Source organism: Pseudomonas sp. B21-051 (genome assembly GCF_024748795.1).
Classification (GTDB): Bacteria; Pseudomonadota; Gammaproteobacteria; order Pseudomonadales; family Pseudomonadaceae; genus Aquipseudomonas; species Aquipseudomonas putida_A.
On record NZ_CP087166.1, the window covers coordinates 1080374 to 1106731 of the forward strand.

The 26358-nt window shown below is 61.8% G+C and carries 21 protein-coding genes; 6 read left to right on the forward strand and 15 right to left on the reverse strand.

Annotation, left to right across the window (positions count from 1 at the left end; all coding sequences use genetic code 11):
- Positions 1 to 38 precede the first annotated feature (38 nt).
- The 4 genes from LOY52_RS04705 (at position 39) to LOY52_RS04720 (ending at position 4966) form a co-directional block, all read left to right on the forward strand.
- Positions 39 to 1538 (forward strand): efflux transporter outer membrane subunit, encoded by a 1500-nt coding sequence (locus LOY52_RS04705; protein WP_258678511.1) that lies wholly within the window; start codon positions 39 to 41, stop codon positions 1536 to 1538.
- Positions 1539 to 1709: 171 nt separating this feature from the next.
- Positions 1710 to 3902 (forward strand): FUSC family protein, encoded by a 2193-nt coding sequence (locus tag LOY52_RS04710; RefSeq protein WP_258678513.1) that lies wholly within the window; start codon positions 1710 to 1712, stop codon positions 3900 to 3902.
- Positions 3892 to 4092 (forward strand): DUF1656 domain-containing protein, encoded by a 201-nt coding sequence (locus LOY52_RS04715; protein WP_015096751.1) that lies wholly within the window; start codon positions 3892 to 3894, stop codon positions 4090 to 4092. The genes LOY52_RS04710 and LOY52_RS04715 overlap by 11 nt, the downstream gene beginning before the upstream one ends.
- A gap of 10 nt (positions 4093 to 4102) precedes the next feature.
- Positions 4103 to 4966, forward strand: coding sequence for an HlyD family secretion protein (locus tag LOY52_RS04720; protein ID WP_258678516.1), 864 nt, complete (start codon positions 4103 to 4105; stop codon positions 4964 to 4966).
- 147 nt (positions 4967 to 5113) lie between these two features.
- Here LOY52_RS04720 and LOY52_RS04725 read toward each other — a convergent pair whose 3' ends face one another.
- Positions 5114 to 5512 carry a DUF4440 domain-containing protein gene (locus LOY52_RS04725; protein ID WP_258678520.1) on the reverse strand — a complete coding sequence of 133 codons (399 nt, stop codon included), beginning with the start codon at positions 5510 to 5512 and terminating at the stop codon, positions 5114 to 5116.
- On the reverse strand, positions 5509 to 6879 hold the full coding sequence (locus LOY52_RS04730) for an MFS transporter (protein ID WP_258678528.1): 1371 nt from the start codon (positions 6877 to 6879) through the stop codon (positions 5509 to 5511). Before LOY52_RS04730 ends, LOY52_RS04725 begins: the two co-directional genes overlap by 4 nt.
- 109 nt (positions 6880 to 6988) lie before the next feature.
- Here LOY52_RS04730 and LOY52_RS04735 point away from each other — a divergent pair, with 109 nt between their 5' ends.
- Positions 6989 to 7870 carry a LysR family transcriptional regulator gene (locus LOY52_RS04735; protein ID WP_258678530.1) on the forward strand — a complete coding sequence of 294 codons (882 nt, stop codon included), beginning with the start codon at positions 6989 to 6991 and terminating at the stop codon, positions 7868 to 7870.
- Positions 7871 to 7970: 100 nt separating this feature from the next.
- Here LOY52_RS04735 and LOY52_RS04740 read toward each other — a convergent pair whose 3' ends face one another.
- The gene (locus LOY52_RS04740) at positions 7971 to 8795 is read right to left on the reverse strand and encodes an SDR family oxidoreductase (protein ID WP_258678531.1); all 825 of its coding nucleotides are present in this window, start codon (positions 8793 to 8795) and stop codon (positions 7971 to 7973) included.
- 34 nt (positions 8796 to 8829) lie between these two features.
- Positions 8830 to 9294 (reverse strand): multidrug transporter, encoded by a 465-nt coding sequence (locus LOY52_RS04745; RefSeq protein ID WP_258678533.1) that lies wholly within the window; start codon positions 9292 to 9294, stop codon positions 8830 to 8832.
- Positions 9295 to 9502: 208 nt separating this feature from the next.
- Here LOY52_RS04745 and LOY52_RS04750 point away from each other — a divergent pair, with 208 nt between their 5' ends.
- The gene (locus LOY52_RS04750) at positions 9503 to 11029 is read left to right on the forward strand and encodes a hypothetical protein (protein ID WP_258678535.1); all 1527 of its coding nucleotides are present in this window, start codon (positions 9503 to 9505) and stop codon (positions 11027 to 11029) included.
- Between the two features lie 72 nt (positions 11030 to 11101).
- Here LOY52_RS04750 and LOY52_RS04755 read toward each other — a convergent pair whose 3' ends face one another.
- From LOY52_RS04755 to alg8, 11 genes are all read right to left on the reverse strand, one after another.
- Complete coding sequence (locus LOY52_RS04755) at positions 11102 to 12553, reverse strand: mannose-1-phosphate guanylyltransferase/mannose-6-phosphate isomerase (RefSeq protein WP_202370117.1); 1452 nt, start codon at positions 12551 to 12553, stop codon at positions 11102 to 11104.
- Positions 12554 to 12769: 216 nt separating this feature from the next.
- The gene (locus LOY52_RS04760) at positions 12770 to 13426 is read right to left on the reverse strand and encodes an alginate O-acetyltransferase AlgF (RefSeq protein ID WP_258678536.1); all 657 of its coding nucleotides are present in this window, start codon (positions 13424 to 13426) and stop codon (positions 12770 to 12772) included.
- A gap of 15 nt (positions 13427 to 13441) precedes the next feature.
- A complete protein-coding gene (locus LOY52_RS04765) occupies positions 13442 to 14614 on the reverse strand; it encodes an alginate O-acetyltransferase (protein ID WP_258678537.1) in 1173 nt (390 codons plus the stop codon).
- 10 nt (positions 14615 to 14624) lie between these two features.
- A complete protein-coding gene (locus LOY52_RS04770; RefSeq protein ID WP_258678538.1) occupies positions 14625 to 16190 on the reverse strand; it encodes an MBOAT family protein in 1566 nt (521 codons plus the stop codon).
- Positions 16191 to 16383: 193 nt separating this feature from the next.
- The gene (locus tag LOY52_RS04775; protein WP_258678539.1) at positions 16384 to 17508 is read right to left on the reverse strand and encodes a mannuronate-specific alginate lyase; all 1125 of its coding nucleotides are present in this window, start codon (positions 17506 to 17508) and stop codon (positions 16384 to 16386) included.
- A gap of 8 nt (positions 17509 to 17516) precedes the next feature.
- Positions 17517 to 18977 (reverse strand): alginate O-acetyltransferase, encoded by a 1461-nt coding sequence (locus LOY52_RS04780; protein WP_258678540.1) that lies wholly within the window; start codon positions 18975 to 18977, stop codon positions 17517 to 17519.
- Between the two features lie 10 nt (positions 18978 to 18987).
- On the reverse strand, positions 18988 to 20559 hold the full coding sequence (gene algG / locus LOY52_RS04785) for a mannuronan 5-epimerase AlgG (RefSeq protein WP_258678541.1): 1572 nt from the start codon (positions 20557 to 20559) through the stop codon (positions 18988 to 18990).
- Positions 20560 to 20585: 26 nt separating this feature from the next.
- The gene (locus LOY52_RS04790; RefSeq protein ID WP_027610925.1) at positions 20586 to 22067 is read right to left on the reverse strand and encodes an alginate export family protein; all 1482 of its coding nucleotides are present in this window, start codon (positions 22065 to 22067) and stop codon (positions 20586 to 20588) included.
- Entirely contained in the window at positions 22064 to 23566 is a 1503-nt protein-coding gene (gene algK, locus LOY52_RS04795; RefSeq protein ID WP_408980419.1) for an alginate biosynthesis TPR repeat lipoprotein AlgK, read from the reverse strand. Before algK ends, LOY52_RS04790 begins: the two co-directional genes overlap by 4 nt.
- A gap of 15 nt (positions 23567 to 23581) precedes the next feature.
- Positions 23582 to 24751, reverse strand: a complete 1170-nt coding sequence (locus LOY52_RS04800; RefSeq protein WP_027610927.1) for an alginate biosynthesis protein Alg44 — start codon at positions 24749 to 24751, stop codon at positions 23582 to 23584.
- Between the two features lie 35 nt (positions 24752 to 24786).
- On the reverse strand, positions 24787 to 26268 hold the full coding sequence (gene alg8 / locus LOY52_RS04805; RefSeq protein WP_219738132.1) for a glycosyltransferase family 2 protein: 1482 nt from the start codon (positions 26266 to 26268) through the stop codon (positions 24787 to 24789).
- Positions 26269 to 26358: the final 90 nt, after the last annotated feature.

A 26358-nucleotide genomic window follows, 5' to 3' on the forward strand; every position in this document is an offset into this window, starting at 1 on the left:
CACGTCCCCGCCTTATCCTCTTTCAGGAATTCGCAGCTGTGCCGCGTCGCATCATCAGAGCGCTTTTGCCGCTCAGTGTTCTGGCTTTTACCCTGGGTCTCAGCGGCTGCATCTCAACGCAAGGAATTGCCCCGCATAGCACGGCATTGGAAGCCGACGCACTGGCCACTGACGACGCCATCGCCCATGCCGCCCGTGACGCAAACTGGCCCACCGCGCAATGGTGGCAAGCCTACGGCGACCCGCAACTCAATCACTGGATCGACCTCGCCGTGCAGGGCAGCCCGAGCATGGCCATGGCTGCTGCGCGAGTACGTCAAGCCAAAGCCATGGCCGGTGTCGCCGAATCCGCCGAGTCATTGCAGATCAATGGCGAGTCGACCCTCAAACGCCACAACTGGCCGACCGATCAGTTCTACGGCCCCGGCGATCTGGCCAACACCACCACCTGGGACAACAACGCCGCGCTGGGTTTCAGCTACGCCCTCGACCTCTGGGGGCGGGAAAGCAATGCCAGCGAACGCGCGGTGGATCTGGCGCACATGAGCGCCGCCGAAGCGCGGCTGGCGCAACTGGAATTGCAGAACAACATCGTGCGCGCCTACATCGAGCTGTCGCTGCATTACGCCCAGCGCGACATCGTCGCCGCGACGCTCAAGCAGCAACAGCAGATTTTGGATCTGGCGCAGAAGCGTCTCGACGGCGGCATCGGCACGCACTTTGAAGTCAGTCAGGCCGAAACGCCGTTGCCGGAGACCCATCGGCAACTGGATGCGCTGGACGAAGAAATCGCCCTGAGCCGTAACCAGATCGCCGCGCTGGCGGGCAAAGGCCCGGGCGCCGGGGCGCAGTTGCAGCGGCCGACGCTGGCGCTGGGTGCTGCGTTGAAACTGCCATCGGCATTGCCCGCCGAGTTGCTCGGTCAGCGCCCGGACGTGGTCGCCAGTCGTTGGCAAGTGGCGGCGCAGGCACGCGGCATTGATGTGGCGCATGCCGGGTTTTATCCCAACGTCGATCTGGTTGGCAGCCTCGGCTACATGGCCACCGGCGGCGGGGCGCTGGAGTTTTTGACTGGCAAGAAACTCAATTACAACGTCGGCCCGGCGATCTCATTGCCGATCTTCGACGGGGGGCGTTTGCGCAGTGAGCTGGGTGAAGCCTCCGCCGGGTATGACATCGCCGTCGCGCATTACAACCAGACGCTGGTCAACGCACTGAAGAACATCTCCGACCAGTTGATCCGCCGCGAGTCGATGGACAAGCAGCAAGCCTTCGCCGCCGAGTCGGTGGCCACCGCGCAGAAGACCTACGACATCGCGATGATCGCTTATCAGCGTGGCCTCACCGATTACCTCAACGTGCTGAATGCGCAGACCTTGCTGTTCAAGCAGCAGCAAGTGCAGCAGCAGGTGCAGGCGGCGCGCTTGAGTGCGCATGCCGAGCTGGTGACGGCGCTGGGTGGCGGCCTCGGGGCTGGCAATGATGTGCCGACCACCGAGCAAACAGCAGCCCCGAAAACCCCGGCCCTGCTGCGGTGAACACCACCTCAACGGCATGCGCAAACCTGTGGCGAGGGAGCTTGCTCCCGCTGGGCTGCGCAGCAGCCCCAAAAATCTTGTGAGCGCTGCGCACTCAAGCGGGAGCAAGCTCCCTCGCCACAGGAAATGCGTGATCCACAGACTTTTTCTTCCTTTATCGAGCAAGTCCAAATGACTCCCTTGCCCGCACCTCTACGCTGGCTCTACTCCCTGGAATGGCGTCGGGGTTTGTTCGACTGGGCGCGCAGTGATGGCGTGACCTGGGTCTACATCTTCAAGGTATTGCTCGCCGCGTTCCTCACGCTGTGGCTGGCGATGCGCCTGGAGTTGCCGCAACCGCGTACGGCGATGATCACCGTATTCATCGTCATGCAGCCGCAGAGCGGCCAGGTGTTCGCCAAGAGTTTCTATCGTTTCCTCGGCACCCTGGCCGGGTCGGCGATGATGGTCACGCTGATCGCGCTGTTCGCGCAGAACACCGAGTTGTTCCTCGGTTCGCTGGCGATCTGGGTCGGTATCTGCTCGGCCGGTGCGGCGCGTTGCCGCAACTTTCGCGCCTACGGTTTTGTCCTCGCCGGCTACACCGCGGCGATGGTCGGCCTGCCGGCGCTGGCGCATCCGGACGGTGCGTTCATGGCCGCCGTGTGGCGGGTGCTGGAGATTTCGCTGGGGATTCTCTGCTCGACCGTGGTCAGCGCTGCGATCCTGCCGCAAACCGCCAGCGCAGCGATGCGCAACGCCTTGTATCAGCGCTTCGGTGTATTCGCCCTGTTCGTCACCGATGGCCTGCGCGGGCGCAGCAAAGCCGAATCGTTCGAAGCGAGCAACGTGCGCTTTATCGCCGAAGCGGTGGGCCTGGAAGGGCTGCGCAGCGTGACCGTGTTCGAAGACCCGCACATGCGTCGGCGCAACGGTCGCCTCAGTCGCTTGAACAGCGAGTTCATGGGCATCACCACCCGCTTCAACGCGCTGCATCAGTTACTCGAGCGCCTGCGTGGCAATGGCGAAGAACACGTGGTGGCCGCGATCCGGCCGGGTCTGCAGGATCTGGCAGAAGTGCTCGACGGCTTCAGTGGCCGCGCCCTGACCAGCCCGGATGCCGCACGTCTGGCGACGGCATTGGCTGCGTACAAGGAAGGCCTGCCGACGCGCGTGCGTACCCTGCGCGGCATTTTCCAGGAAACCGGTCCGAGTGAAGCCGAACAACTGGATTTCCATACCGCGTACGAACTGCTCTATCGCTTCGTCGACGACCTGCACAGTTATGCACAGACCCACGCATCCCTGGCCGATCACCGCCACGAACGCGAGCGCTGGGACGAGCCGTTCACTCCGCAAACCAACTGGTGGGCCGCCGCGGCTTCGGGGATTCGCGCCTCGTTCATCCTGATCGTGCTCGGAAGTTACTGGGTCGCTACCGCGTGGCCGAGCGGCGCGACCATGACCCTGATTGCCGCCGCGACCGTGGGCCTGTCCGCCGCCACGCCGAACCCGAAACGCATGGCTTTTCAAATGGCCTGCGGTACGTTCCTCGGGGCGCTGATCGGCTTCGTCGAGATGTTTTTCATCTTCCCGTGGATCGATGGATTTCCGCTGCTGTGCGTGATGCTCGCGCCAGTCATCGTGCTCGGCTCGTTCCTCGCTTCGCGACCGCAATACGCCGGGGTCGGTCTCGGTCTGTTGATCTTCTTCAGCACCGGTTCGGTGCCGGACAACCTGACCATTTACAACCCTTACACCTTCATCAACGACTACATCGCCATGGTCATGGGCATGCTGGTCTGCGCGGCGGCGGGCGCAATCATTCTGCCGCCCAACAGCCGCTGGTTGTGGAAGCGCCTGGAGCAGGATCTGCGCGAGCAAGTGGTCTATGCGATCAGCGGCAAGCTTAAGGGCCTGGCGTCGAGTTTCGAGAGTCGTACCCGTGATCTGCTGCATCAGGCATACGGCCTCGCTGCCGGCCAGCCGAAGGTGCAGAAGAACCTGCTGCGCTGGATGTTCGTGGTGCTCGAAGTCGGCCACGCGATCATCGAGTTGCGCAAGGAACAGGCGATCCTCCCGGTGCATCCGGCGTATGCCGAATCGCAGCCGTGGCGGCAGGCGATCCGCGTGATGGGCCGGGCGCTGGTGCGGCTGTTTCTGCAACCGAATCCGAGCAATCTCGAACGCGCGCTGGTGGCGGTCGATCACGCGATCAACCGGGTCGCCGCGACTGACGAGCCGTTCGCGCCGCACTTCGACACGTCCGCGTTACGCCGGGTGAAAAGCTATCTGCACTTCATCCGCACCACGTTGCTCGATCCGCAATCACCACTCGCCGCCTATGCCATCGCCAAGCCCGAAGGACTTGCCCATGCCTCGTGAAATCGCCTTCCACGGCGTGTACATGCCGACCATGACCCTGATGTTTTTCATCGCTGCGGCGCTGGCCTGGGCGCTGGACCGGTTCCTTTCGGGGTTCGATCTGTACCGCTTTTTCTGGCACCCGGCGCTGCTGCGTCTGAGTCTGTTTACCTGTCTGTTCGGCGCCATGGCGCTGACTGTCTACCGTTGAGAACGTTCTGATGAAAAAGTTTTTCAGCCTGCTCGCGACCTTGCTGGTGCTGGCCCTGGCACTGTGGATCGGCCGGACCCTGTGGGAGCACTACATGAACACGCCGTGGACCCGCGACGGTCGAGTGCGGGCGGACATCATCAACGTCGCCGCCGACGTCACCGGGGAAGTGGTCGACGTACCGGTGCGCGACAACCAGTTGGTGAAGAAGGGCGACCTGCTGATGCAGATCGACCCTGAACACTACCGCATCGCGGTCAAACAGGCGCAGTCGTTGGTGGCTTCGCGCAAGTCGACCTGGGAAATGCGCAAGGTCAACGCCCATCGCCGCGCTGATCTGGACAACCTGGTGATCTCCAAGGAAAACCGCGACGACGCCAGCAACATCGCCGACGCCGCACTGGCCGATTACCAACACGCACAAGCGCAACTGGAAGCCGCCGAACTCAACCTCAAACGCACCGAAGTGCGCGCGGCGGTGGACGGCTATGTGACCAACCTCAACGTGCATCGCGGCGACTACGCGCGCATCGGCGAAGCGAAAATGGCCGTGGTCGACATGAACTCGTTCTGGGTCTACGGCTTCTTCGAAGAGACCAAACTGCCGCACGTGCGCGTAGGCGACAAGGCCGATATGCAACTGATGAGCGGCGAAGTGTTGAAGGGCCACGTAGAGAGTATTTCCCGCGGCATCTACGACCGCGACAACCCGGAAAGCCGCGAGCTGATCGCCGACGTCAACCCGACTTTCAACTGGGTGCGTCTGGCGCAGCGGGTGCCGGTGCGCATTCACATCGACGAAGTGCCGGAGGGTGTGTTGTTGGCGGCGGGGATTACTTGCACGGTGGTGGTGAAGCAGGACGCTGTCGAGTAACCCTGTGGCGAGGGAGCTTGCTCCCGCTGGGCTGCGAAGTAGCCCCAAAACCTGCTCGCCAGTGAGGTCAGGCACACCGCGTAGGCAGGTTTGACGACTGCTACGCAGCCGAGCGGGAGCAAGCTCCCTCGCCACAATGGGATTCCATCAGCCTTGGCAAAACGTCTCCTGCAAATGCCGCCACAGCACCCGCCCGGCCTCGGCCTTTTCAAACACCACCGTCGACCGGCGATCGGTGCGCAACCCGCTCGCATCGCTCTGCTGCTCGCGATAACTCAGCGTCGCGCCATGCGCATGCAGCGCAATCCCGCGTAGTTCACTGAGCTCGATCCTGAACCCGGGCTTCTTCCCGCCCGCCGCGTGAAACAGCGCACGCAAGGCTTCGATATCCAGCGCCACGCCCAGCGGCGTGACCATGGAAAAATCCGCCGAGAACCGGCCCAGCAAGCGCGCAAGTTCCGCCGAATCCTGCTCCACGGCAAACCAGCGTTCGATGACCAGATGGGCCTGGATCACTTCATCAAAATATTCGTTGTAGTCAGTCATGTGGATTTTTCCTGAAGGGGAGGTGGGCTCAGCAGGGCGAGCACTTTGGAGGCGTCGAAACGCAGCACGGCGATCATCGGCAGCAAGGTGAGCAAGGCCGCCGCGACAAAGCAGTATTTGAATCCGTGGCCGCCCAGTGCGCCCAACAGCGAACTGAGCAACGCGGCGCCAAGGCAGAAACCGAGCTGGCGATTGATGTTCCACAGCGCACTGGAGTGGCCCATTTTTTCTGGCGCGATGCCGACAAACGCCAGGCTCTGCGCGGTCACGCTGCATAGGCTGCCGCCCAGTCCCATCAAGGCATAGGCAATGATCAGCGGCGTGGCGGCGGGCTGTTCGATGCGCATCAGCAGGACAATCCCCAGGCACTGCAAAAGCATCCCGGCGATCAGCAACGGTTTGGGGCCGATGCGGTTGAAACTGCGTTTGCCGAGCATGATCGCCATACCCGATGCGGCTGCCCAGGACAGCATCAGCGCACCGGTCTGCGCCGCGCCGAAACCGAGGTCGTGCAGGTACAACACGGCAATCATGTTGGTGCCGGTAAACACCCCGGGCACGAACAGGTAGATCAGCATCGCCAGGCGTAGCGACGGGCTCTTGAGCAGTTGCAGGTCGAGCACCGCGTCGGGTTTATGCCAGCCATCGCGCAGGTACAGCCATAGGGTCAGGACACCGAGCAGCAGAACCCCGGCGGCGAGGTGTCGGGTAGCGGCGGCGCTCGCCAGGCTCACAGCAATCAGCAACAGACTCAGGGCTGCCACCGCCAACAGCAACCCGCGCATATCCAGTGTCGGGCGTTCCGTGCCGGGTTGATCCGCTTGCAACCACAGCAGACCCAAGCCTAACGCGAGCAGCGCCAGCGGCATGTTCAGGTAGAAAATCCAGCGCCATGACAACGCCTCGACGATAAGGCCGCCCGCCGCTGGCGACAGGGCTGGCACCATCAGCGCGACCATCAGCACCACGCCGGTCAGGTGCGCGCGTTGCGTCGCTGGATACTGCCGATAGGCCAAGGCCTGACCGATCGGCAGCAACAAGCCGCCACCGAGCCCTTGCAGCAAACGCCAGCCGATCAGGCTTTCAATCGACCCGGCCTGGGCCACCAGACCGGAAGCGATTCCGAACAGCAGCAACGAGCCGAGAATCAGCCGCCGCTCGCCCAGCCGCGCCGCCAGCCACACGCTCAGCGGAATAATCAGTGTCAGCCCGAGCATGTAGGCGTTGGTGATCCACGCCAATTGCGTCACCGAGGCCTGTAATTCCCGGGCGATTTCCGGGTAGGCAATGCTCGCGGCGAACATGTTCAGCAGGTCGAGGGCGAACCCGAACAGATACACCAGCGCGACTTTCGAGCGATAGGCCATGGCAGCTTCCCTGTGATGAGAGGTGCAGGGTAAGGCGCTTCAGACGTTAGGAAAACGCTGGTTTGCCTGCTAGTTTGTCAAAATAATTTTGACAGGGAGCGCGCTGGATATGGTCAGCCTGGACCGTTTTGACACTTTCAAAGCCGTGGTCGAGGCCGGGTCGTTGACGGCCGCCGCCGATACTCTGGGCCAGACCCGCGCGGTGGTGAGCTTCAATCTCAAGCGACTGGAAGAAGAACTGGGCGTCACCTTGCTCACGCGCAACACCCGGCAACTGGCCCTGACCGATGCCGGCGAGCGCTTCTATCGGCGCTGCCTGCGCACCCTCGACGAAGCGCGACTGGCGATCGAGGAAGCGCGCTCCGAGCATTCGCAACTCAAGGGCACGTTGCGCATCACCACCACCGTGGAGTTCGCCCTGGCCCAAGTGGTGCCGGCGCTGGAGGTGTTTCGCCAGCAACAGCCGCAACTGAACATTCACTTGTCGACGTCCTCGACCCACGCCGATCTGATCTCCGAACGCTTCGACCTGGCGATCCGTCTGGGGCGTATGCACGACTCCAATCTGCGTGCGGTGCAGTTGTCGAGGTTCGAAGTGTTTGCGGTGGCCGCGCCGCAGCTGGTCGAACGCTTTGCGCCGGTTGCCACGTTGGCGACGCTGGAGTCGATGCCGACGCTGGGCCATGGCCGTGTCCCGGAAATGACCGTGACCGACCCGGCCGGCAGCGAGCACGTCTACCAGCCAAAACCGGGGACCACCGCCATCGTCGCCGACAACTCGGCGACGCTCAGGGCGTTTGCGTTGACCGGGCAAGGCGTGGCGATTTTGCCGCAGTGGCTGATTCAGGAGGATCTGCAGGCGGGGCGATTGGTGCGGTTGCTGGCCGATCACCGTTTCGCTCAGCAAGGTGTTTACGCGCTGTATCCGGATACCCGGCATTTGCCGCTGAAGGTGCGGGCGTTTATTGATTTCATGAAGGGCTGGGGCTGAGTGTTGGCTGATCTGGCCCCTTCGCGAGCAGGCTCGCTCCCACATTTGGAACGCATTCTCTTGTGGGAGCGAGCCTGCTCGCGAAAGCGTCAACCCGGTCTCAGAGCTTCCCACGCAAGCCGAACCGCTTCATCAACGTCGACTCCAGCAACCCCTTGGGCAATAACGTCGCCAGCAATGGCAACGCGCGGCTGCCATTACCAATGCGGATCAAGCGTGGCGGCGTGCCCTGCTGCACAGCCTTGAGCAACTCAGCCGCAAATTCACTGGCCGGCGTCGGTTTGTCCTGCGAAGCCTTGGCCCGCGCCCTGATCCCCTCGCGCAACGGAAACCAAGGTGACTGCTCGTTGATCAGTTGCTCGGCTTCATGCCCGGCATTCTTGGCGAAACTCGACTGAATCGCCCCCGGTTGCACCTCCATCACGCGAATGCCGAACGGCGCCAGCTCCATGCGCAACGCATCGCTCAAGGCATGCACCGCGGCTTTCGAGGCGCAGTAGGCGCCGGCGAACGGCGTGACCAGAACCCCTGAGACACTGCCGATGTTCACCACCAGCCCCTTGGCCCGGCGCAGCACCGGAAACAGTGCGCGCGTAACGCCGACAATCGAGAACACGTTGGTTTCGAACTGGCGCTGCATGGCCGGCACGCCGCCGTCGAGCAGCGGCCCCATCGCGCCATAACCGGCGTTGTTGATCAGCACGTCGAGGCCGCCGTGTTGCTGGTTGATGCGCTCGGCGAGTTGTTCCAGCGCCACGCTGTCATTGACGTCCAGCGCGATCGCGGTGAACCCGGCAGCGGCGAGGGCCGCAACATCATCAGGCTTGCGCGCACTGGCCCAGACTTCGTAACCGGCGGCTTTGAACGCATCGGCGAGGGCGCGGCCAATGCCGCTGGAGCAACCGGTAATCAACGCAACGGGCATGGCGCATTCCTTGTGCAAAAAGTGGGGGAGGGGATCAGTCGGAGAAACTGCCCTGCAAGCGCTCGGCGCGAAACTCCAGGGTTTGCGGACGATAACCGGGACGCAGCGGTGGCATCGGCAGACAGTCTTCCCAGTTGCCGCCGGCCTGCAGTTCGCCGGGGCCGCGATAGCGCGGGGCGGTGTATTGGTTGTCGGCCAGATTGACCGTGTCACCCGGTGCGTAGGCTGCAATGCGCCAGCGCAGTTCGGTCAGCGGCACGTCGTTGCCGTTTTTCATTTTCAGTTGCAGCGGGCGATCCGCCGGACACTGTTCAGGCGCATAGGCAATGCGCATCTCCAGACGCGCCAGTTGCTTGAGCTCGCGGTTGTCCAGCCACACCACCCAGACCGCGACCAATCCCAGCCCCACGGCGGCCGCGACCGACACCGGCACAGCCTTGGCCGGATAGCGCAGCAACAGGATCAGCCAGGTAATGACCAGCAGCACGCCGATGAACATGTTTGAACGCTCCTTGAACTCGTGAGCACCATCCTACCGAAGGGGCGCGGGAATGGATATTCGCCGGGCAAAGCATGACGCCATTGGTCGGGACTGTAATTTCTGACAGTGGTCGGCCGCAGTGGCCAGGTATTGGATAGAGTGCATTCGGCAGGCATTGGCCACTATGGTTTTGACCCGCCCTGTCACGGAAAGTCGGGAGGTCGTAATGCGTGTCTGGTTCAGCGGTGTGATTTGCCTGTTGCTGGTGGCCTGCACACAACCCGTCGTGGATAACTTGTCCGGTCACGCGCCGCAGCAGACGCGGCTCGAGCAGGAAGGCCACGCCACGGCGGCTGCCTTGGCCGCCCGCTACGCCGATACGCGGCGCGATTGCGGCAGTGCCTCGACACCGGCCTTTCTTTGTTCCGGCATTCTGTTCCGTGGGACCATCCACTCGCCGCTTTATCATTTCTGGAACCCCAGCCCGATTGCCGCGCAAAAGGGCGGCGTGTCATTTTCCTTCCTGAGGCGGGATTCGCAGTTTCGGCAGATCGACTCGACTTACGATCATGGGTTTGTTTTTTATCCGATCCTGAGCATGCCGCCGGACAAGCGACGTATCGAAATCCTCTGCGTGTTCCCCATCGATGGCGCCACATTCGATCGCGACAATCCCGGTTGCGGTGCCCACCGGGCTTATCCACAGCAGAGCCGGCGCTGTCAGTCACAAGGCATTACCACGGCTGAGCAATGGCTGGCACATGTCGTGCGCCCCGGCGTCGCGCAGAGTTATTACCAGTGCAGTTTCGATGTTCGTGACCAGATGAATGTGGCGGCAGCAGACGCGTTTTATCAGGCCATCCGGGTCATGACGTTACATCGTGACGTCGCCTTCCACAGCCGCAATGAAATGATGCTCGCAACATGGCCGCAGGATATTCCCGCGCAGTTGCCGATCCAGGCCCTGTACTACGTGGGCAATGGTTTACCCGCTGCCCAATATGACCAACAGGACTTTTATGACCGCAGCGGGGTGATGCTGCCGATCATTCGCATCAGGCTGCCGGCGACTCCGGCAGACGTGGCGGCGTTTGCATTCGATCTGCGGGATCAAGTGTTCGATCCCCAGAGCAAGTTGCTGCGCATCAGTTCGCTGACCGCCTCACCTCAGGGCGATCCTTTTACCTTCGCGCCGGACAGCGGCTTTCCCATGACCGGATTCAGCGGCGCGAGGTTCAGGATCAATGTCATGGGTGGGCGCGCACCGTATGTATTCAGCAGCTCTGATCCCGGCACCGCCAGGGTTGATCCGCGCACGGGGGACGTGACACTCGTCGGGCATGCGCAGGTGCTATTCACCATCAAGGATGCTGCCGGGCAGTCTGTGCAGTTCAGCATGCCCAAGGCAAAACTGTGGTTCACGGCGCTGGCATGCCACCAGAACTGGGCGACGGCCAACAGCTTTTCGATCGGGTTCGGTGCGGCGCTGCCCCGGCCGCAGGAGCTTGGCAACAGTTACTTGCTGCGCTACCCGGGGGCGTTATACCCAGAGTGGGGGGACATGGTCCGTGGCTACCAATGGCCGATCGGTGCATTCGATGTCAGCAACAATCATGACGCGCACGTTGCCGAGTACTGGACGGCGCAAGCTTCCCAGGCCGGCAGCTACGTAACGGCAACGGTCACACTGGGGTCTGCGTATTATCGGCCGGCAGGATGGAAGCTCTGCTCGGTCGCCGTATTGCGTCAATAAAAAGCCCCCGCCCAACCCACTGCGGATAGGGAGCACAGCGGGCTGGACGGGGGCTTCTTGTCTTGCTGAACGTTATTGCGCGATGGTCTTCACCGACACGCCGCGTTCGACCGGGGTGGAGCGACCGTAGATATCTTCGAAGCGTTCGATATCGTCTTCACCCAGGTACGAACCCGATTGCACTTCGATGATTTCCAGCGGGATCTTGCCCGGGTTGCGCAGGCGGTGCACCGAGGCGATCGGGATGTAGGTCGACTGGTTCTCGCAGAGCAGGAACACGTTGTCATCGCAGGTCACTTCGGCGGTGCCGCTGACCACGATCCAGTGCTCGGCGCGGTGGTGGTGCATCTGCAGCGACAGGCACGCGCCCGGCTTCACCGAGATGTGCTTGACCTGGAAGCGGCCACCCATGTCCACCGAGTCATACGAGCCCCACGGACGGTAAACCTCGCAGTGGTTCTGGGTTTCGCTGCGACCCTGCTCGTTGAGCGTGTTGACCATCTGCTTGACGCCCTGAACCTTGTCCTTGTGCGCGATCATCATCGCGTCCTTGGTTTCGACCACGACGATGTTTTCCAGACCGATCACCGACACCAGTTTGCCGTTGCCGTGGATCATGCAGTTCTTGCTGTCCTGGATGACCACGTCGCCCTTGCTGACGTTGCCGTTGGCGTCTTTCTCGTTGACTTCCCACAGCGACGACCAGCAACCGACATCGCTCCAGCCGGCGCTCAGCGGCACCACGCAGGCGCGCTGGGTTTTTTCCATGACGGAGTAGTCGATGGAATTGTCCGGGCAGCAGGCGAAAGTGGCTTCGTCCAGGGTAACGGTGTCGGCGTCCTGCTGGCTGCGCTCGAGGGTCAGCAGGCAGGTGTCGTAGATGTCCGGATCGTGCTTTTTCAGCTCTTCGAGGAAGCGGCTGGCGCGGAACAGGAACATGCCGCTGTTCCAGTAGTAGCCGCCGGATTCAACGTATTCGGTGGCGCGTTTGACGTCAGGTTTCTCGACAAAGTGCGAGACGCGGCTGACGCCTTCGGGCAGCAGCGAATCGCCGGTGGATTTGATGTAGCCGTAGCCGGTTTCCGGTTTGGTCGCCGGCACGCCGAACAACACCATCTCGCCGTTTTCGGCAGCAACGGTGGCCAGGGCCAGGGCGCGTTGCAGGGCTTTCTGGTCTTCCAGCACGTGGTCGGCCGGCAGCACCAGCATCAGTTCGTCGCGACCTTCATTGACCAGCATCATCGCGGTCAGCGCTACCGCTGGCGCGGTGTTGCGGCCGAACGGCTCCATGAGGATGCGCTGGCATTCAAGGTTACGGGTGGCCAACTGTTCGTTGACGATGAAGCGGTGATCCTTGTTGCAGACCACGATCGGCGTGTCCATGCCTTCGAACACCAGGCGCTCCAGAGTTTGCTGGAACAGCGTGTGTTCACCGGTCAGGGCCAGGAATTGTTTAGGGAATTGCTTGCGCGAAAGCGGCCAAAGACGTGAACCGCTACCACCTGACAAGATCACCGGAATCATGTTGTTTACTCCATAAAAATCGATTGGTTAGAGGCACGAACGTTGTGTCGTTTCACTCTTGTTTTTGTCTCGTACCGAGAGGCCGCCGCGATTTCCTGTAGGAGCTGCCGAAGGCTGCGATCTTTTGGCGTCTTTAATGACGCCGAAGATCAAAAGATCGCAGCCTCGTTTCACTCGACAGCTCCTACAGGGATCAGCGTCTCTGCGGGAAATGTGTTAGCGAGTCGACACCGGGCGTTTCACCCAGACTGGCGACAGGCTGCTGCCGGAACCGGTGACGTACAGCACCGCTGCCTCACCGCGCTCAAGGGCGACCGGTTTCACGTCGCCGACTTTCTTGTCACCTTCGTACAGCGCCAGGCTGACTTTCACCGGGTTGATTTCACGTTCGCCACGGCCCTTGGCGGCCACGTTCGGCACCACGTCGGTCTTGCCGTCGGCGGTTTTCAGAGTCAGCGGCTTGTCGCTGAGGTTCTGCACGCGCACCAGGGATTTCTGCTTGTTCTTGAACGGTGGTTCTTCGATCAGTTGTGGCGCGCCGGAAGCGTTGTTGACCAGGGTGTAGTAGTGGTCGCCGGCGAGTTTGACCGGCAGGGTCTGGCTGCCGACCTTGGCGCTGTAGTCACCGCCCGGCATGAAGCTGAAGTCGCTGCTGGCCAGTGGCGCAACGTCGCTCAGGTTGGTGCTGCCGACGGTGGCGCTGACTTCAGCGTTGCTGGCGTTGTAGACCCGCACGAAGGTCGAGCCTTTCGGTGCGGTCGGGCCGTACAGCGCGGCGTCGCCACCGGCGAAGGCCTGGACGGACAGCACGCTGAGGCCTGCAACCAGGGCGAAGCTTTTAGCGAGACGACGAGGAGTAGTCGTGAAAGTCATGGTGTTACCTCTCTTTCAGTTTTGCGCCCGGTCGGGCGTCTCGGATTTGGAGTTGATGGCTACGTTTTGTTGGCGAGCACCGGCTTGTTTGAGCTCTGCGACCCACTGCGGGTCGGCGTCGCCGATTTCGTTGTTCACAGGCAGATATCGTTCAGGAAACTCCCAGATCAGCACCTGTGGCGGGCTGTTCTTGAAGTCATCGCTTTTCAGGTAGCTGAGCATCGGCAGGATCGGGCCGTGGCCGTCTTCGGCGTAGTTCACGACGTCGCTGTGCAGCGCTTGTTTCAGCGCACCGACGAAGTTCCAGTTAGGGTTGGCGCTGTAGCTGGTGCCGATCAGCGCGACCGGTACTTCGCTGCTGGCGAACAGCGCGTCGTCACCGGCAGGCTGCTCGGCGGCCACGGTGTTGCGCTTTTGCAGCGGTTCTTGCGCCGGCATCAGGTTTTCGAACAGCGGATCCAGCGGCAGGAACAGACGCAGGTCGCCTTTGTGCGTGACCTTCTCCGCTGGCGTGGTGACGAAGCGTTGCGGCTCGCCGCTGAGCGGGAACTTGTCGGCGATGGTTTTCGCCAGGGTGTTGGCGGCGATTTCAGCGCCTTCCGGGGTCCAGTGGGTGTCGGTGCGCAGGAACACTTGCTGACCGTTCTGCTTGGCCTGTTGCAGCGGGCCGAGCAGGTCCGGGGCGAGGATCTTGTCTGCGGCGACACGGGCGTGGAAGTCCTGGTAGAGGTTGGCGTGGATGCTCGCCGGTTTCACTTCACCCAGGTGTTCCGGGTACAGACGCACCTTGGCCGGCACGATGGCCATCACCAGTTTCACGCCTTTCTCTTTCAGGGTCTGGCGCACGCCTTCGACCAGCGCGTAGTTGCCTTGCAGGTTCAGCTCTTCGTTGACGATCGGGTTGAATTCCTCGTCGCTGTACAGCCACTGATCGCGACCGAGCACTACGCCTGGACGACCTTCGTTGAACAGTTTGAAATCCAGCGCCGCCCAGAGGTTGGTGCCCAGACGCTTGATCGGAAACTGATCGTCGTAGTGGGTTTCCACGGCTTTGGTCCAGCGACCGTTAAGCACGGTCGCATCGGCGTTGGTGCTGAAGCCGAAGAAGCTGCGCACCGACCACAGACCGAGCACCAGCAGGGTCACCAGAAACAGTGCGATGTAGAAGATGCGTAATGAGCGGGTCATGTCAGATCCCTCAGAACTGGAAGTAAAGGAACGGCGAGAAGCTTTGCGCCGAGAGTTTGAGAATCGAGGCGATGAACAGCAGCAGGATCAGCCCGCGCATCACGTAGCGTGACCAGTCCGCCGTCCAGTAAGCCGGTTGCACCTGGGCTTCGACGCCGACGGTGTAGCCAGGCTCATGGATGCTCGCGGGGTTTTCGCCGGGGGCTGCCTTGATCATGCCCGGGGTCGCGGTGGCAGGGCCGTTGGCCTCGACGTTGACTTCAGGTTTGCTCTTCACCGGAGGCTGGTTGGTGTACAGATCACGCAGGCCGAAGAACGCCAGGGTTGCGTACGCCACCACCAGGGTTGCCACTTGCAGACCGGTGAGGCTGGCGCGGTTGAGTTCCGACAGCGACCAGTCGCTGAAGCTGAACATCGCGCCGTACATGCGCCCGGCGACGTGCAGGTTTTCGGCACGGAAAATCACCCAGCCCATCACCACCAGCAGGAAGGTCAGCGCCCAGCGGATCGGGTTGAGGCTGCGCGGCGAGGTGTTGATGCCGAGCATTTTTTCGATCGCCAGCCACATGCCGTGCCAGGCGCCCCAGACGATGTAAGTGATGTTCGCGCCGTGCCACAGACCACCCAGCAGCATGGTCAGGAACAGGTTGCGATAGGTCATCAGCGTGCCTTTGCGGTTACCGCCGAGGGTGATGTACAGGTAGTCACGCAGCCAGGTCGACAGGCTGATGTGCCAGCGACGCCAGAACTCGGTGATCGACTGGCTGATGTACGGCTGCTTGAAGTTTTCCATGAAGCGGAAACCCATCATCAGGCCCAGACCAATGGCCATGTCGCTGTAACCGGAGAAGTCGAAATACAGCTGCGCGGTGTACGCCAGCGCGCCAAGCCAGGCATCCCCGGTGGTCGGGTTTTGCAGGGCGAAGCAGTGGTCGGCCACTACCGCGAGGGTGTCGGCGATGAACACCTTCTTGATGAAACCTTGCATGAACCGCGTGCAGCCCTCGGAGAACTTGTCGAGGGTGTGGGTGCGGTTATTGAACTGGTCGGCGAGGTCGCGAAAACGCAGGACCGGGCCGGCAATCAGGTGCGGGAAGATCGCCACGAACGCCGCGAAGTCGATCAGGTTGCGGGTGGCCGGGGTGTCGCCGCGATACACATCGATGATGTAGCTGATCGACTCGAAGATGTAGAACGAGATACCGATCGGCAGCAGCACGTGGGTCAGGATGAACGGTTCCAGACCGAACGAGGTCATGATCGCGTTGATGCTGTCCACGCCGAAGTTGGCGTATTTGAAGTAGCCGAGGATGCACAGGTCGACCGCGATGCCGAGCAGCAGCCAGCGCTGCGCCGGTTTGGTACGCACACCGGCGGCACCGACTTTCAGGCCGATCCAGTAGTTCCACAGGGTGACGCCGGCGAACAGCGCCAGGAAGTCCACCCGCCACCACGCGTAGAACACGTAGCTGGCGATCAGCAGCAACAGGTTGCGATAGCGTTGCCCGCTCAGGTAGTACAAGCCGAGAAAGATCGGCAAGAACAGAAACAGGAACACGTTGGATGAAAATACCATCCCGATCTCTCCATGTTTGAACCAACAGTCAAGGGCCAAAGCCCCCCCAAACCCCCCACGTAAAACCGGAGGGTTAACTCAAATCTCGCTGCCCCCTGTAGGAGCTGCCGAAGGCTGCGATCTTTTGATCTGGTCTTTTGAAAATCAAAGTCAAAAGATCGCAGCGTGCCGCAGCTCCTACAGGGTTTTGGCCTTATGAACCTTTGTTGCCCTTCTCATGCGACGGGTCGTAGACCTTGGTCAGGTCGCCACCCAGGCGGAAGGTCTTGAACGGCTGCATGCCGTGCTTCTTCTCGATCACATCCGCCGGGCAGGTGTAGAGGGTGCAGAACGGTTCGAGCCAGGCGAATTTCATGTCCTCTTTCAGGTCGGTCATGTCCTGCTCTTTGCCGTTCTTCTTCTCGAACTGATCCGGGTCTTTCACCCCGGCCAGCACCCGGTCACCCAGACGCTTGAGCGCGCTGTTGTTTTCCTGACGCAGATCGACGCCGTTGACCTGGGCGAAACTGGCGATCATCGCCAGCGGCGGCAGGGCGTAGTTGTGATAGGCGAGGGCGCGTTGCTGGCGCTTGAGTTCGTTGGGCAGGAAGCCGTCGGCATCGATTTGATTGACCCCGACCTTGTATTCCTTCACTGCCCAATCAAACAGGTCGCGACGGTTGGTGGCGATCGAGGTCGCCATCACCGACCACGCGGCCCAGTACGAGTGATTGTTGGTTTTTTCCAGCGGCAGGTTGTCCCAGTCGCTGACCACCTGATCGGCCATCTTGCTGAACCACGCCTCGATCTGCTGCGCTTCTTGCTGATGCGTGGCCAGCGGATGCGAGTCGGAGAACTTCAGGCGAATGTACGAAGAGGCCATGCTGCCCAGCGCCCATTTGCGCATCGATTTGCCGGTGTGGTTGAAGTCTTTCGACATCAACGCATCGGCCTTGGCCCACGCGGTCAGCCAGTTCAGCGTGCAGTCGAGCTGCTCCGGGCGACCGTCGCGCATGAACTGCATGACGCGTTTGGCGGTGCCGCGCTCCAGCGTGGTGATGTCCTTGGTGGTGTCGCGGAAGGCTTTTTCCGACTGCACGTTCAGGGTCGCGCGGGCCTTGTCCGAGCCTTCGTACTTGCTGCGAAATTGCAGCGGCCCGGTGTACGGCGCCGGCATCGCGTCGCAGCCTTCGCTCTTGTCGCCGCTCTTGAATTTATCCACCGGGGCGAAGTAGCCCTGCGGCGGGCGCAATGGCGCGGCGGCCTGAGTGGTCCCGGCGAACATCGCCAGGGTCAGCAGGGATGGCGCAAGCAAGTGTTTGATCGTTCGATTTCGCATAGCAGACCTCATTGCCCGACCTGAGCGGTTTGTGGCCCAGCGCCCGGGAATACGTTGCGTTTGCAGATTTTCGCTTCGACTTTTTGTGGCGCGGTACCCGCTTCCGGGCCCTGGACTTCGACTGCCAGCAGATTTTGCGAGGCCCAGTCTTCGTCCGTGCGCAGCTCAAAGGCGAAACGACCGTCGGTGTCGGAGGTTTCCGGTTTCTCGATCTTGATGTCCTCGTGGCGACCGTTCATGTACCAGAGGGTGGCTTGCAGGGTTTTCACCGAGGGGTCGGCGAAGCGGATGTCGACCTGATGGCTGCTGTTCTGCAGGTTCAGGTTTTTGCTGTTGACCAGCAGTTCCTGTTTGCCGCCAGGCTTGAGCGTGGTGCTGGCGGACATTTGCGCGTCTTTGCCTTCGCAGCCGTTGTCGAGAAGAGACATCATCTGGCGATAGATGGTTTCCTGGTCGAGGCGGTACAGCGGCGAGAATTCCCAGATCAGAATCTTCGGCGGAGTTTTCTGGAATTCGTCGCTACCGAGGTACTGCAGCATCGAACCTTCCAGACCGCCGCCGGGGAACGCGACGTTGAGAATGTCAGCGCCAATGGCCTCTTCGAGGAAGCCGGCGAAGTTGTAGTTCTTGCCGCTGTGCGAGGTACCGACGAGGGTGATTTGCGGGTTGCCGGAATCACCGAACAGGTCGCCGTCACCGGCTTCGCCTTTCGGCTCGGTGGTGAACTGGTCCATGTACTGGATCGCGTAACTGGTGCCGCACAGTTGCCCGGCCATGTTGTGCAGGGTGCCAGTCTTGCCCATGCGTCCGGTGCGTTTGGTTTCGAATTCACGCTTGGGAATGTCGGCGAAGGCCGGGATCTGCTTGACCTTCTCGGCAACGATTTTCGCCGTGCGCTGCGCGCCGTACGGGGTCCAGTGCTGGTCGCCGCGGAAGTAGAAATCGTGCGCGGGCAGGGTGTCCGGCAGCGATTCGTTGGTCAGCGGCGACAGGTCTGGCACCACGTAACCCATCTGCGCGAAGCGGCCGAGCATGGTCTTGTAGTTGCCCAGCGCTTTGTCGTAATCGAACGCGGCTTTTTCCTGCGGGTTGAGCTTGTTGCGGTTCACCAGGCCACGGGTCGGCTGATAGACGATCACCAGTTCGACGCCTTTGGCCTTGAACGCATCGTGCAGCTGTTGCAGGCGTTTGTAGCCGGCCGGGGTGGTGTTGAACTCGGTGCGCAAATCTTCCTGGGTACGGAACAACCAGTCGCCCTGCGCCTGCACCAGGGTGGTGAAGTTCTGCTGATAACGCGTGGTGTAGTTCTTTGCATCGTGCGCGGCCGGGCACAGGTTGCAGCACGGTTCGGCGCTGAACTTTGGCGGGGTGGCGCCCGCCGCTGCATCGGCGCGAGCGCCTTGGCTGGCCGCCAGAATGCCCACGGTCAGGGCCGACAGGCTGAGTAATTTGATCAAGTGTGGGTGCATAAAATTATCCTCAGTCCCGCAGTTCGGTCTGGCGTTCGACAGGGTCGATCAGCACGGCTTTCTGCTGGCGCACCAGCAGGTCGAGAATTTCATCCTGGCGCTCGCCGAGGATGCCGTTGAAGCTGATGCCGCTGGATTTGGTCGGCGCCAGCATCGACACGCGATACAGCTCTACGCTCAATGGCGAGTCGATGGCCATCGGGCCACTGCCGTTGGCTGCCAGTTCACCGCCAACCACGATCAGCGAGACTTGCGCGTCGAACGGGTCGAGCTTGATGTCTCGGTCGGTGTCGGTCAGGTCCTTGATGTGGCCGTAGACGCCGGTCAGCCCGTTGGCCATGGCGACGTTTTCGTAGAGGCGGATGTTCACGCTGTTACGAATGCGGATGCCGTGACGCTTGTTGCTGATGACCTTGTTGCCCCACAGCAGGTTGTCGGCGGACTCGTAGAGCGTGATGCCGTCCGTGTGGTTCTTGTAGATCTCGTTGTAGGCAATGATGTTGTTGACGCTGTTACGGTCGATCACCAGGCCCGAGAGGTGGTTGTCGTAGCTCTTGTTGTTGAAGATGAAGCTGTCGTTCACTTCTCGGGAAATGATGATGCCGTGCTTCTTCTTCGTACCGTGGACGGTGTTCTCGGCAATGATCAGACCGTGGGAACGGTCGTGCGGGTCGATGCCGTAGACGATGTTGTCCTTGTAGGTGTTGCCCTTGACCACGAAGTCGCGGGTCTCGTAGCAGTAGAAGCCGTACCACATGTCCGAGAACTCAGAGCCGACGATCCAGCCGGTCGGCTCGGGACGCTTGAGCACCTTGGCCATGTTCGGCGTGTACTGGGAAATACTCACCCCGTACGACTTGCTGTTGGCGTAGCCGAAGCTGGCCATCTTGCTGTTGACGATGTAGGTCTCGGTGCCGCCCCAGGCCAGCAGGAACGGACGGAATTCCTTCGGCGAACGGAAGGTGGCCGGGCCGTTGTCCTTCTCGCGCCAGCCAGTGACTTTGGTGTCACGCACGAACAGCTGACCGTCGTTGACCAGGAACGAACCGGCCTCTTGCGACAGACGCAACTCCTGGGTCTGGCCGTCGATTTCGAGGATGCCTTTACGGCCGACCACGATCGGCAGCTTCGCCAGGTACACGCCCGACGCGGTCTCGCTGAAGTACTGCTTGGGCAGCTTCTGCGCCAGATCCTTGAGGTTCAGGTAACCGTCGTCGACAAAGATCGCCTGCGGGATGCCGTGCTGACGCACCACCCATTCGGCCATCTTGTTGTCACCGCCGATGAAGTCCTTCAGGGCGTCTTCCTGCATCATCCGGCGCACGCTGATCTTGCCCGGTTTACTGCGATTGATCTTCGCGGCAGCGGCTTCGGCGGTGAAGCCGGACAGGTCGGGCAGTTTCGGCTTGGCCAGTTCCAGCGCCTCGGTCGGCGCGCTGCTGACGGTGTAGGTCTTGGCTTGTTGCAGCTCTTTGGCGGTGGTCACCGGCTTGGCCGGTTCCACCGTGGCGAACGCGCCAGCGGAGGCCAGCAGCATGGCGCCGGCCAACAGGCTGAGCGAGCCTTTCCTTGCATGGTGCATGTCGGGCACTCCCTTGGCGGTTTGCATCAGAAGCGCCAGATCACGTCGATGAACGCGCGGTGCATGTACGAATCAACCTGGCTGCCATAGGCATCACCGGGCTTGAACACACCGCCACGGAAGCGCACCAGCGCCGACGGTTCGTCGATCGACTGGCTCAGGGCTGCCGGCAGCAAGCCTTGCTTGAAGTACTTGGTCACCACCAGGTCCATTTCCTGACCCAGGTCCTTGTTGCCATCCTGCAGTGGCAGCGAGGTGCTGGAGAGGATTGCGCCGGTGACGTCGTCGGTGTTGTTTTCCACGGCATTGATGCCGTTGCTGCCTACCGGTTTGTTGCCGTCCACGCGCCAGAACTTGTGGTAGATCAGGCTGGCGTCGTACTGGTCGTTGAGCATCCACGAACCGAACAGGGTGGCGGTCTGCATGTTGTTCATTTCGCCACGGAACGCTTCGCCGAAACGGTGCACGCGCGAGCGGGTACCGGTGTAGTTGGAGCGGTTGCTCTCCAGACCGTTCTGCTGGTAATCGGCGCTGGCGCGGGCGTAGGCCGCACCGACCTGCCACTGCGGATCGAGGCGCAGACGCACGCCAAGGTCGGTGGCCCAGCCGTTGATGTCATCACTGCGCTTGGCTTGTGCCGGACGGCTGCCATCGGCGTTCAGCGGGTTGACCGAATCGAGGTCGCCGCTCATGCCGGTGATGCTGCCCCAGTAGTTGACGGTGTTGGTGTTGCGCCAGTTGTAGGCATCGCTGTCGGCCGTCAGGCCGAGCCAACTGATGTCGCCGTTCTGGGTTTTGTCGAGGGTGTCGCGGGGCACGCCCGGTTCGGCGTAATCGAGCTTGCCGTTGTCGTGGGTGTGATGACCGCGAATGCCGACCCAGTTACCCGGTGTCCACTGGTAGGCGGCATCGGCGTAGGCGTGCAGGCGATCCTTGTCTTTCGGCGCCAGCTCTTTGAGGTCAGTGCGGTATTCGCTGAAGCGTTCGGCAACACCGACGTTGGCGCGCAACAGGGTGGTGTCGAAGGTCCAGTTCAGCGCTTCGATGTTGGTGTCGCGCCATTGCCCGTCGTCATTGCGCAGACGCTGGCGACCGAGCTTGAGCATCTCGCCGGGGTACGGCGTCAGGCCGCTGTAGCCGACCCAGAATTCGCGCATCGCCAGATAGTTTTTCTTGGTTTTGCGGTCGCTGTTGTCGGTGGTTTGCTCACCGTCGGACTGCTGCAGGGTGTCGGTCTCGATGATGTCGGTCGAAGTCACGGCCTGACCCATGGCGTAGGCACTCCACGCGCCGCTTTCGCCGTAGATCCAAGGACGCAGGTCCAGGCCCACACCGTTGACGTCGCCACCGCTGGCGGTGCCGAGGTCGCGGTCGTCTTCGGACTGGCCGGTGATTTTCACTTCCAGGCCGAAGTTCTTGGTTTCAGTGATCGCGGCCAGTGTCGGGCAAGACCAGATCAGCGCGAACGTGAGGCCAATGCCGGCCTTCACAAAGGGATTCAACTTCATAGGGATTCCTCGCCGTCTTCTTCTTGCAGGGCGTGCAGTTGCAGCGTGTTCTGGTTCAGGGCGCCACGGCTGGCCTGTTCCTGTTGCAGCAGGCGCTGGGCTTCGGCCAGACGCTCGGGCGGCAATTGCGCGGCCAGGGTGGTCGCCAGTTCATCGGCTTGCGGGGTGTTCTGCGCCTTGGCCAATTGGCTGAATACGTAGGCGTTGAGAGGGTCGGGCTTGGTGCCCTTACCTTGGGAAAACAGTTGGGCGATGGCGAAATCGGCGCTGTTCTGGCCGTTGCGCGCGGCGGTCAGCAGGTGGTCGAGAGCCTTCTGCGGATAGACCTTGCCCAGGTAACCACGGCGATAAATCTGGCCGAGGTAGTAGTCGGCGGCGACTTCGCGGCCGACGGCTTTCTGGAAGTGTTCTTCGGCGACTTTTGCGTCGGCCGGCACCAGTTTGCCTTCGTAGTAGAGCTTGCCCAGCAACAGCTCGGCGCGCGGTTGATCGGCGGCGCGGCCGTTGTCGAGGTATTTCATCATCTGATCGACGTCGCCCAGTTCCGGGAAGTCGTAGAGCAGCTGCGCGAGGGTCACCCACGATGCCGGGTAGCCCGGTGCGATCGGTTCGAGCAGCGACTGCGCAGTCTTCTCGTCAGTCTTGCCGAGGGTCGAATCGGCCAGCACGCGGGCCACCGAATCGACGCGCTGCGCGCTGACCGTGCCACGGCTGTAACCGGCCTGCATCTGCTTGATCAGCTCGGCCTGTTGCTCCGGCTGGGCCCGTTTCTGATAGACCGTGGCCAGTTCGACGTAGCAGATGTCGGTGGTGTTGAGCGCGGCCTTGCAGATTTTTTCCACGTCATCCAGATGCTGGTCGTAAGTGCCCTGGGTGCGATACAGCAGCACCTGCGCCAGACCGGCTTCCGGGTAGCCGGATTTGCGCCACTGATCGATCTGCTGCTGCGCGTTGATGTTCGGGAAGCTGTGCGGGAATTGCAGGTACAGCATCGCCAGCGGGATCAACGTGTTGCCTTCGCCATTGGCGGCGGCTTTTTTCAGCAGGCTTTCGGCTTCGTGGTGCTCGGCCTCGGTGGAGCCCGGTTTGGCCACCAGCAGGCGACCGAGACGGGCCTGAGCCCGTGGCGACACGTCGGCGGCGGCACGGTAAGTCGCCTCGGCCTGTTTGATCTGCTCGGGGTCGCGGCTGTCGACCTGGATATCGGCGAGGCCGACTTGCGCCTCGCTGTAACCCAGATCCGCCAGTGCGCGGTAGTTCTGCGCGGCGGTGGCGGTGTCGCCACGCTTGAGTGCTTCGTTGGCCAGACGCTGGTCGGGCAGGCCGGCGCAACCGGCCAGACTCACCGCCAATGCCAGCGAGCACACCATCAGTGCCATGTGGGAGCGAGCCTGCTCGCGAAGCAGTCGACTCGGTACATCAGACAAACCGCGCTGATCCTTTCGCGAGCAGGCTCGCTCCCACAGGTTCGGCGGTGTGTTCAAGATAGGAGTAGTCACAGGCATGTCCTCGACTTAAAGACCGGCAGCCATGGCTTTGTCGATCAGCCAGTTCAGGTTCGGACCACGATCGCTGTTCACTTCCACCGGGCGCCCGGCGAAGCTGCTGTCCAGTGGTTCGTCCGGCTGGATCTGCACGCGGATGTCGGAAGACAGGTCGGCACTTTTCAGGCTGGTGCTGCTGACGATCTTGCCGGTGCGGGTCTGGTCTTCGCCGGCGATCTGGAAGCTCACTGGCGTCCCCGGACGCACGTCGCCGAACTGGCGATAGGAGAAGCGCGCATCGACGGTGGCCTGGGTGTTGCGCGGTACGAGGGTGAAGATCACGTCGCCCTTGCTCGCGTACTGACCGTCAGCCACCAGTTGCTGGGCCACGGTGCAATCGCACGGCGAGGTCAGGGTGCCGGTCATCTGCTTGCCGAACAGTTCTTCCACCTTGGCCGGTTGCAACTGGTCTTCGTCCAGATGGCCCTTGAGCACGTCGAGCATGCTGGTGCTGAAGGTCGCCAGCGGCGCGCCTTTGGCTGCTACGCCGTCGGACTTGACCAGGCTCTGCACGGTGCCGTCACGCGGCATGGTGATGTTCATTCCCGGCACGCTGACCAGACCTGCTTGCGCATGGCTGACGAAGTACATGCCGTACACCGACTTGAAGACGAAACCGAACGCGACCAGACCGATGGCGAAAATGCCGGCGCTGAAGGTCACGGCTTTCAGACGCCCGAACGGGGTCATGCCGCTGCCGCCGTCCTTGACCTTGCGCGCCTTGGTGAAGTTGTCGCGCTGCAGGGTCGCCAGCACTTCACCCATGCTGACGATGTCGCCGGCCAGGTGCGAAGTGATCAGGTGACGCAGGGTCGAGATGTCCTGCGGTTCCAGGTTCTGGAACTGGCAACCGGCGCGGCCGCTCTGGCGGTCGTAGGAGCGCACTTGCAGTTCGACGTCCATGGCCAGGCCGAGGTTGTCGATGACGAATTGCAGGCGTGCCTTGTACACCTCGCCGATGGTCAGCGGCAGTTGCCCGGCGTTGAACGCCAGACCACCGGCGGACAGGTCGAGGACCCGCGCTTCGACCGGCGTCCGGTCCGGGCCGAAGAAGCGCAGTTTGGCCGGGATTTTCACTCGGGCGTGCTGACGCTGGGCTTCGGATTCATGCACTACGTTGGCGTTGACGGCGGTATTCATGGGGGCGATTTCCTTGTTAATTCAATAGGGGCAGGTCAGACCATCATCAGCAGCACGGCGACGAAAATGCTGCCGGCGGAGAAGGTCATGGTCCGAGACGACCAGGTGTTGAACCAACGTTGAAAGCTGGCGAGATCACGGGTCAGGGAAGTGGGTTGGCGCGTCCAGGATTGCTGGTCGAGGCGGAAGAACACGTAGATCTTCACCAGCGCACCGACGATCTGGTTGTAATACAGAATCACGGGATAGGCCGGGCCGATCCGGTGACCGGAGCACGACAGCAGCAGGGTCAGAATCAGGCGCGTGATGCCGATCCACAGCAGGTAGGCGAGGATGAACGCGCCGCCGTACTTGAAGCTGGCGATGATCGCCACGGTCAGGCCCAGCAACGACGTCCACATCGACACGCGCTGATCGAACAGCACCACCGAGGTGAAGGCGCCGAGGCGTTTCACACCCAGGCCCAGCGCTCGCGAGTTCTGGCGCAGGTTGTTGCCGTACCAGCGGAACATCAGTTTGCGGCTGGCCTTGATGAAGCTCTTTTCCGGCGGATGCTCAACGGTGTTGATCGCGGCGTCCGGCACGTAAAAGGTGTCGTAACCCAGGCGCATCAGGCTGAACCAGCTCGACTTGTCGTCGCCGGTGAGGAACTTGAAACGGCCCAGGCGCCAGTGTTGCAGCGAGTCGCTTTCGACGTCGGCGATGAATTCCGGATCGGTCACCACGGTGGCGCGGAACACCGACATGCGCCCGGTCATGGTCAGCACGCGCTTGGACAGGGCCATCGAGCACATGTTGATGTGACGCTGGGCGAAACGCAGCTTGTGCCATTCGCTCATGATGTAGCCGCCGCGCACTTCGCAGAACTCGTTGGTGGTCAGGCCGCCGACATTGCCGAACAGCTGGAACCACGGCACGGTCTTGCGCACGGTGCCTTCGCCGAGCACGGTGTCGCCGTCGATCACGGCCACTACGGCGCGGTCGTCCGGCAGGTGACGGGAGATCGCGCGGAAACCGTAGGCCAGGCCATCGCGCTTGCCGGTGCCGGGAATGCGCACGAAGTCGAGCTTCACGCGGTCTGGCGGATTCATCCGCGCCCACAGCGCTTTCACCAGCAGCTCATCGGACATTTCGACGATCGAGCAGACCACGGTGGTCGGCAGTTCGCAGTCGATGGCTTCGCGGATCACCGAGCTGTAGACCTGCGCGGTGGTCAGCGCGTCGATACGGAAACTGGTGACCATCAGAAACACATGCGACGGATCCGCCGCCTTACCCAGTTTGCGCACTTTGCGGCGCAGGTGCGGGTAAACGATGTAGAGAAAAATCATGCCGCGCACAAAGTGCGTTGCACCCATCGAGTAGCGCCAGATACCCACGGCGCCAATCAGGAAAATAAAGTCCTTCGACTCGGAGTCGAACGTGGACGTGGGCAGCATCAAGGCCAGGCCCAACAACAAACTGAGGTAAAACAGCCAACCGGCGGCCTGAAGTAGGCCGTGCTTTAGCCTGTGCATAATCTGCATCCGTCTCTATCTCGGGCGAGCCCGATGGGGTTAAGGCAGGCTTACAAAGAACTGCAATGTCACGCGCAATTCGGGCGAACC

What these genes read in the sequence shown, in the direction of transcription:
- LOY52_RS04710 (WP_258678513.1), top strand. Translation starts at nt 1,710, where the DNA reads ATGACTCCCTTGCCCGCACCTCTACGCTGGCTCTACTCCCTGGAATGG.
- LOY52_RS04715 (WP_015096751.1), top strand. Translation starts at nt 3,892, where the DNA reads ATGCCTCGTGAAATCGCCTTCCACGGCGTGTACATGCCGACCATGACC.
- LOY52_RS04720 (WP_258678516.1), top strand. Translation starts at nt 4,103, where the DNA reads ATGAAAAAGTTTTTCAGCCTGCTCGCGACCTTGCTGGTGCTGGCCCTG.
- LOY52_RS04725 (WP_258678520.1), bottom strand. Translation starts at nt 5,512, where the DNA reads ATGACTGACTACAACGAATATTTTGATGAAGTGATCCAGGCCCATCTG.
- LOY52_RS04730 (WP_258678528.1), bottom strand. Translation starts at nt 6,879, where the DNA reads ATGGCCTATCGCTCGAAAGTCGCGCTGGTGTATCTGTTCGGGTTCGCC.
- LOY52_RS04735 (WP_258678530.1), top strand. Translation starts at nt 6,989, where the DNA reads ATGGTCAGCCTGGACCGTTTTGACACTTTCAAAGCCGTGGTCGAGGCC.
- LOY52_RS04740 (WP_258678531.1), bottom strand. Translation starts at nt 8,795, where the DNA reads ATGCCCGTTGCGTTGATTACCGGTTGCTCCAGCGGCATTGGCCGCGCC.
- LOY52_RS04745 (WP_258678533.1), bottom strand. Translation starts at nt 9,294, where the DNA reads ATGTTCATCGGCGTGCTGCTGGTCATTACCTGGCTGATCCTGTTGCTG.
- LOY52_RS04750 (WP_258678535.1), top strand. Translation starts at nt 9,503, where the DNA reads ATGCGTGTCTGGTTCAGCGGTGTGATTTGCCTGTTGCTGGTGGCCTGC.
- LOY52_RS04755 (WP_202370117.1), bottom strand. Translation starts at nt 12,553, where the DNA reads ATGATTCCGGTGATCTTGTCAGGTGGTAGCGGTTCACGTCTTTGGCCG.
- LOY52_RS04760 (WP_258678536.1), bottom strand. Translation starts at nt 13,426, where the DNA reads ATGACTTTCACGACTACTCCTCGTCGTCTCGCTAAAAGCTTCGCCCTG.
- LOY52_RS04765 (WP_258678537.1), bottom strand. Translation starts at nt 14,614, where the DNA reads ATGACCCGCTCATTACGCATCTTCTACATCGCACTGTTTCTGGTGACC.
- LOY52_RS04770 (WP_258678538.1), bottom strand. Translation starts at nt 16,190, where the DNA reads ATGGTATTTTCATCCAACGTGTTCCTGTTTCTGTTCTTGCCGATCTTT.
- LOY52_RS04775 (WP_258678539.1), bottom strand. Translation starts at nt 17,508, where the DNA reads ATGCGAAATCGAACGATCAAACACTTGCTTGCGCCATCCCTGCTGACC.
- LOY52_RS04780 (WP_258678540.1), bottom strand. Translation starts at nt 18,977, where the DNA reads ATGCACCCACACTTGATCAAATTACTCAGCCTGTCGGCCCTGACCGTG.
- algG (WP_258678541.1), bottom strand. Translation starts at nt 20,559, where the DNA reads ATGCACCATGCAAGGAAAGGCTCGCTCAGCCTGTTGGCCGGCGCCATG.
- LOY52_RS04790 (WP_027610925.1), bottom strand. Translation starts at nt 22,067, where the DNA reads ATGAAGTTGAATCCCTTTGTGAAGGCCGGCATTGGCCTCACGTTCGCG.
- LOY52_RS04800 (WP_027610927.1), bottom strand. Translation starts at nt 24,751, where the DNA reads ATGAATACCGCCGTCAACGCCAACGTAGTGCATGAATCCGAAGCCCAG.
- alg8 (WP_219738132.1), bottom strand. Translation starts at nt 26,268, where the DNA reads ATGCACAGGCTAAAGCACGGCCTACTTCAGGCCGCCGGTTGGCTGTTT.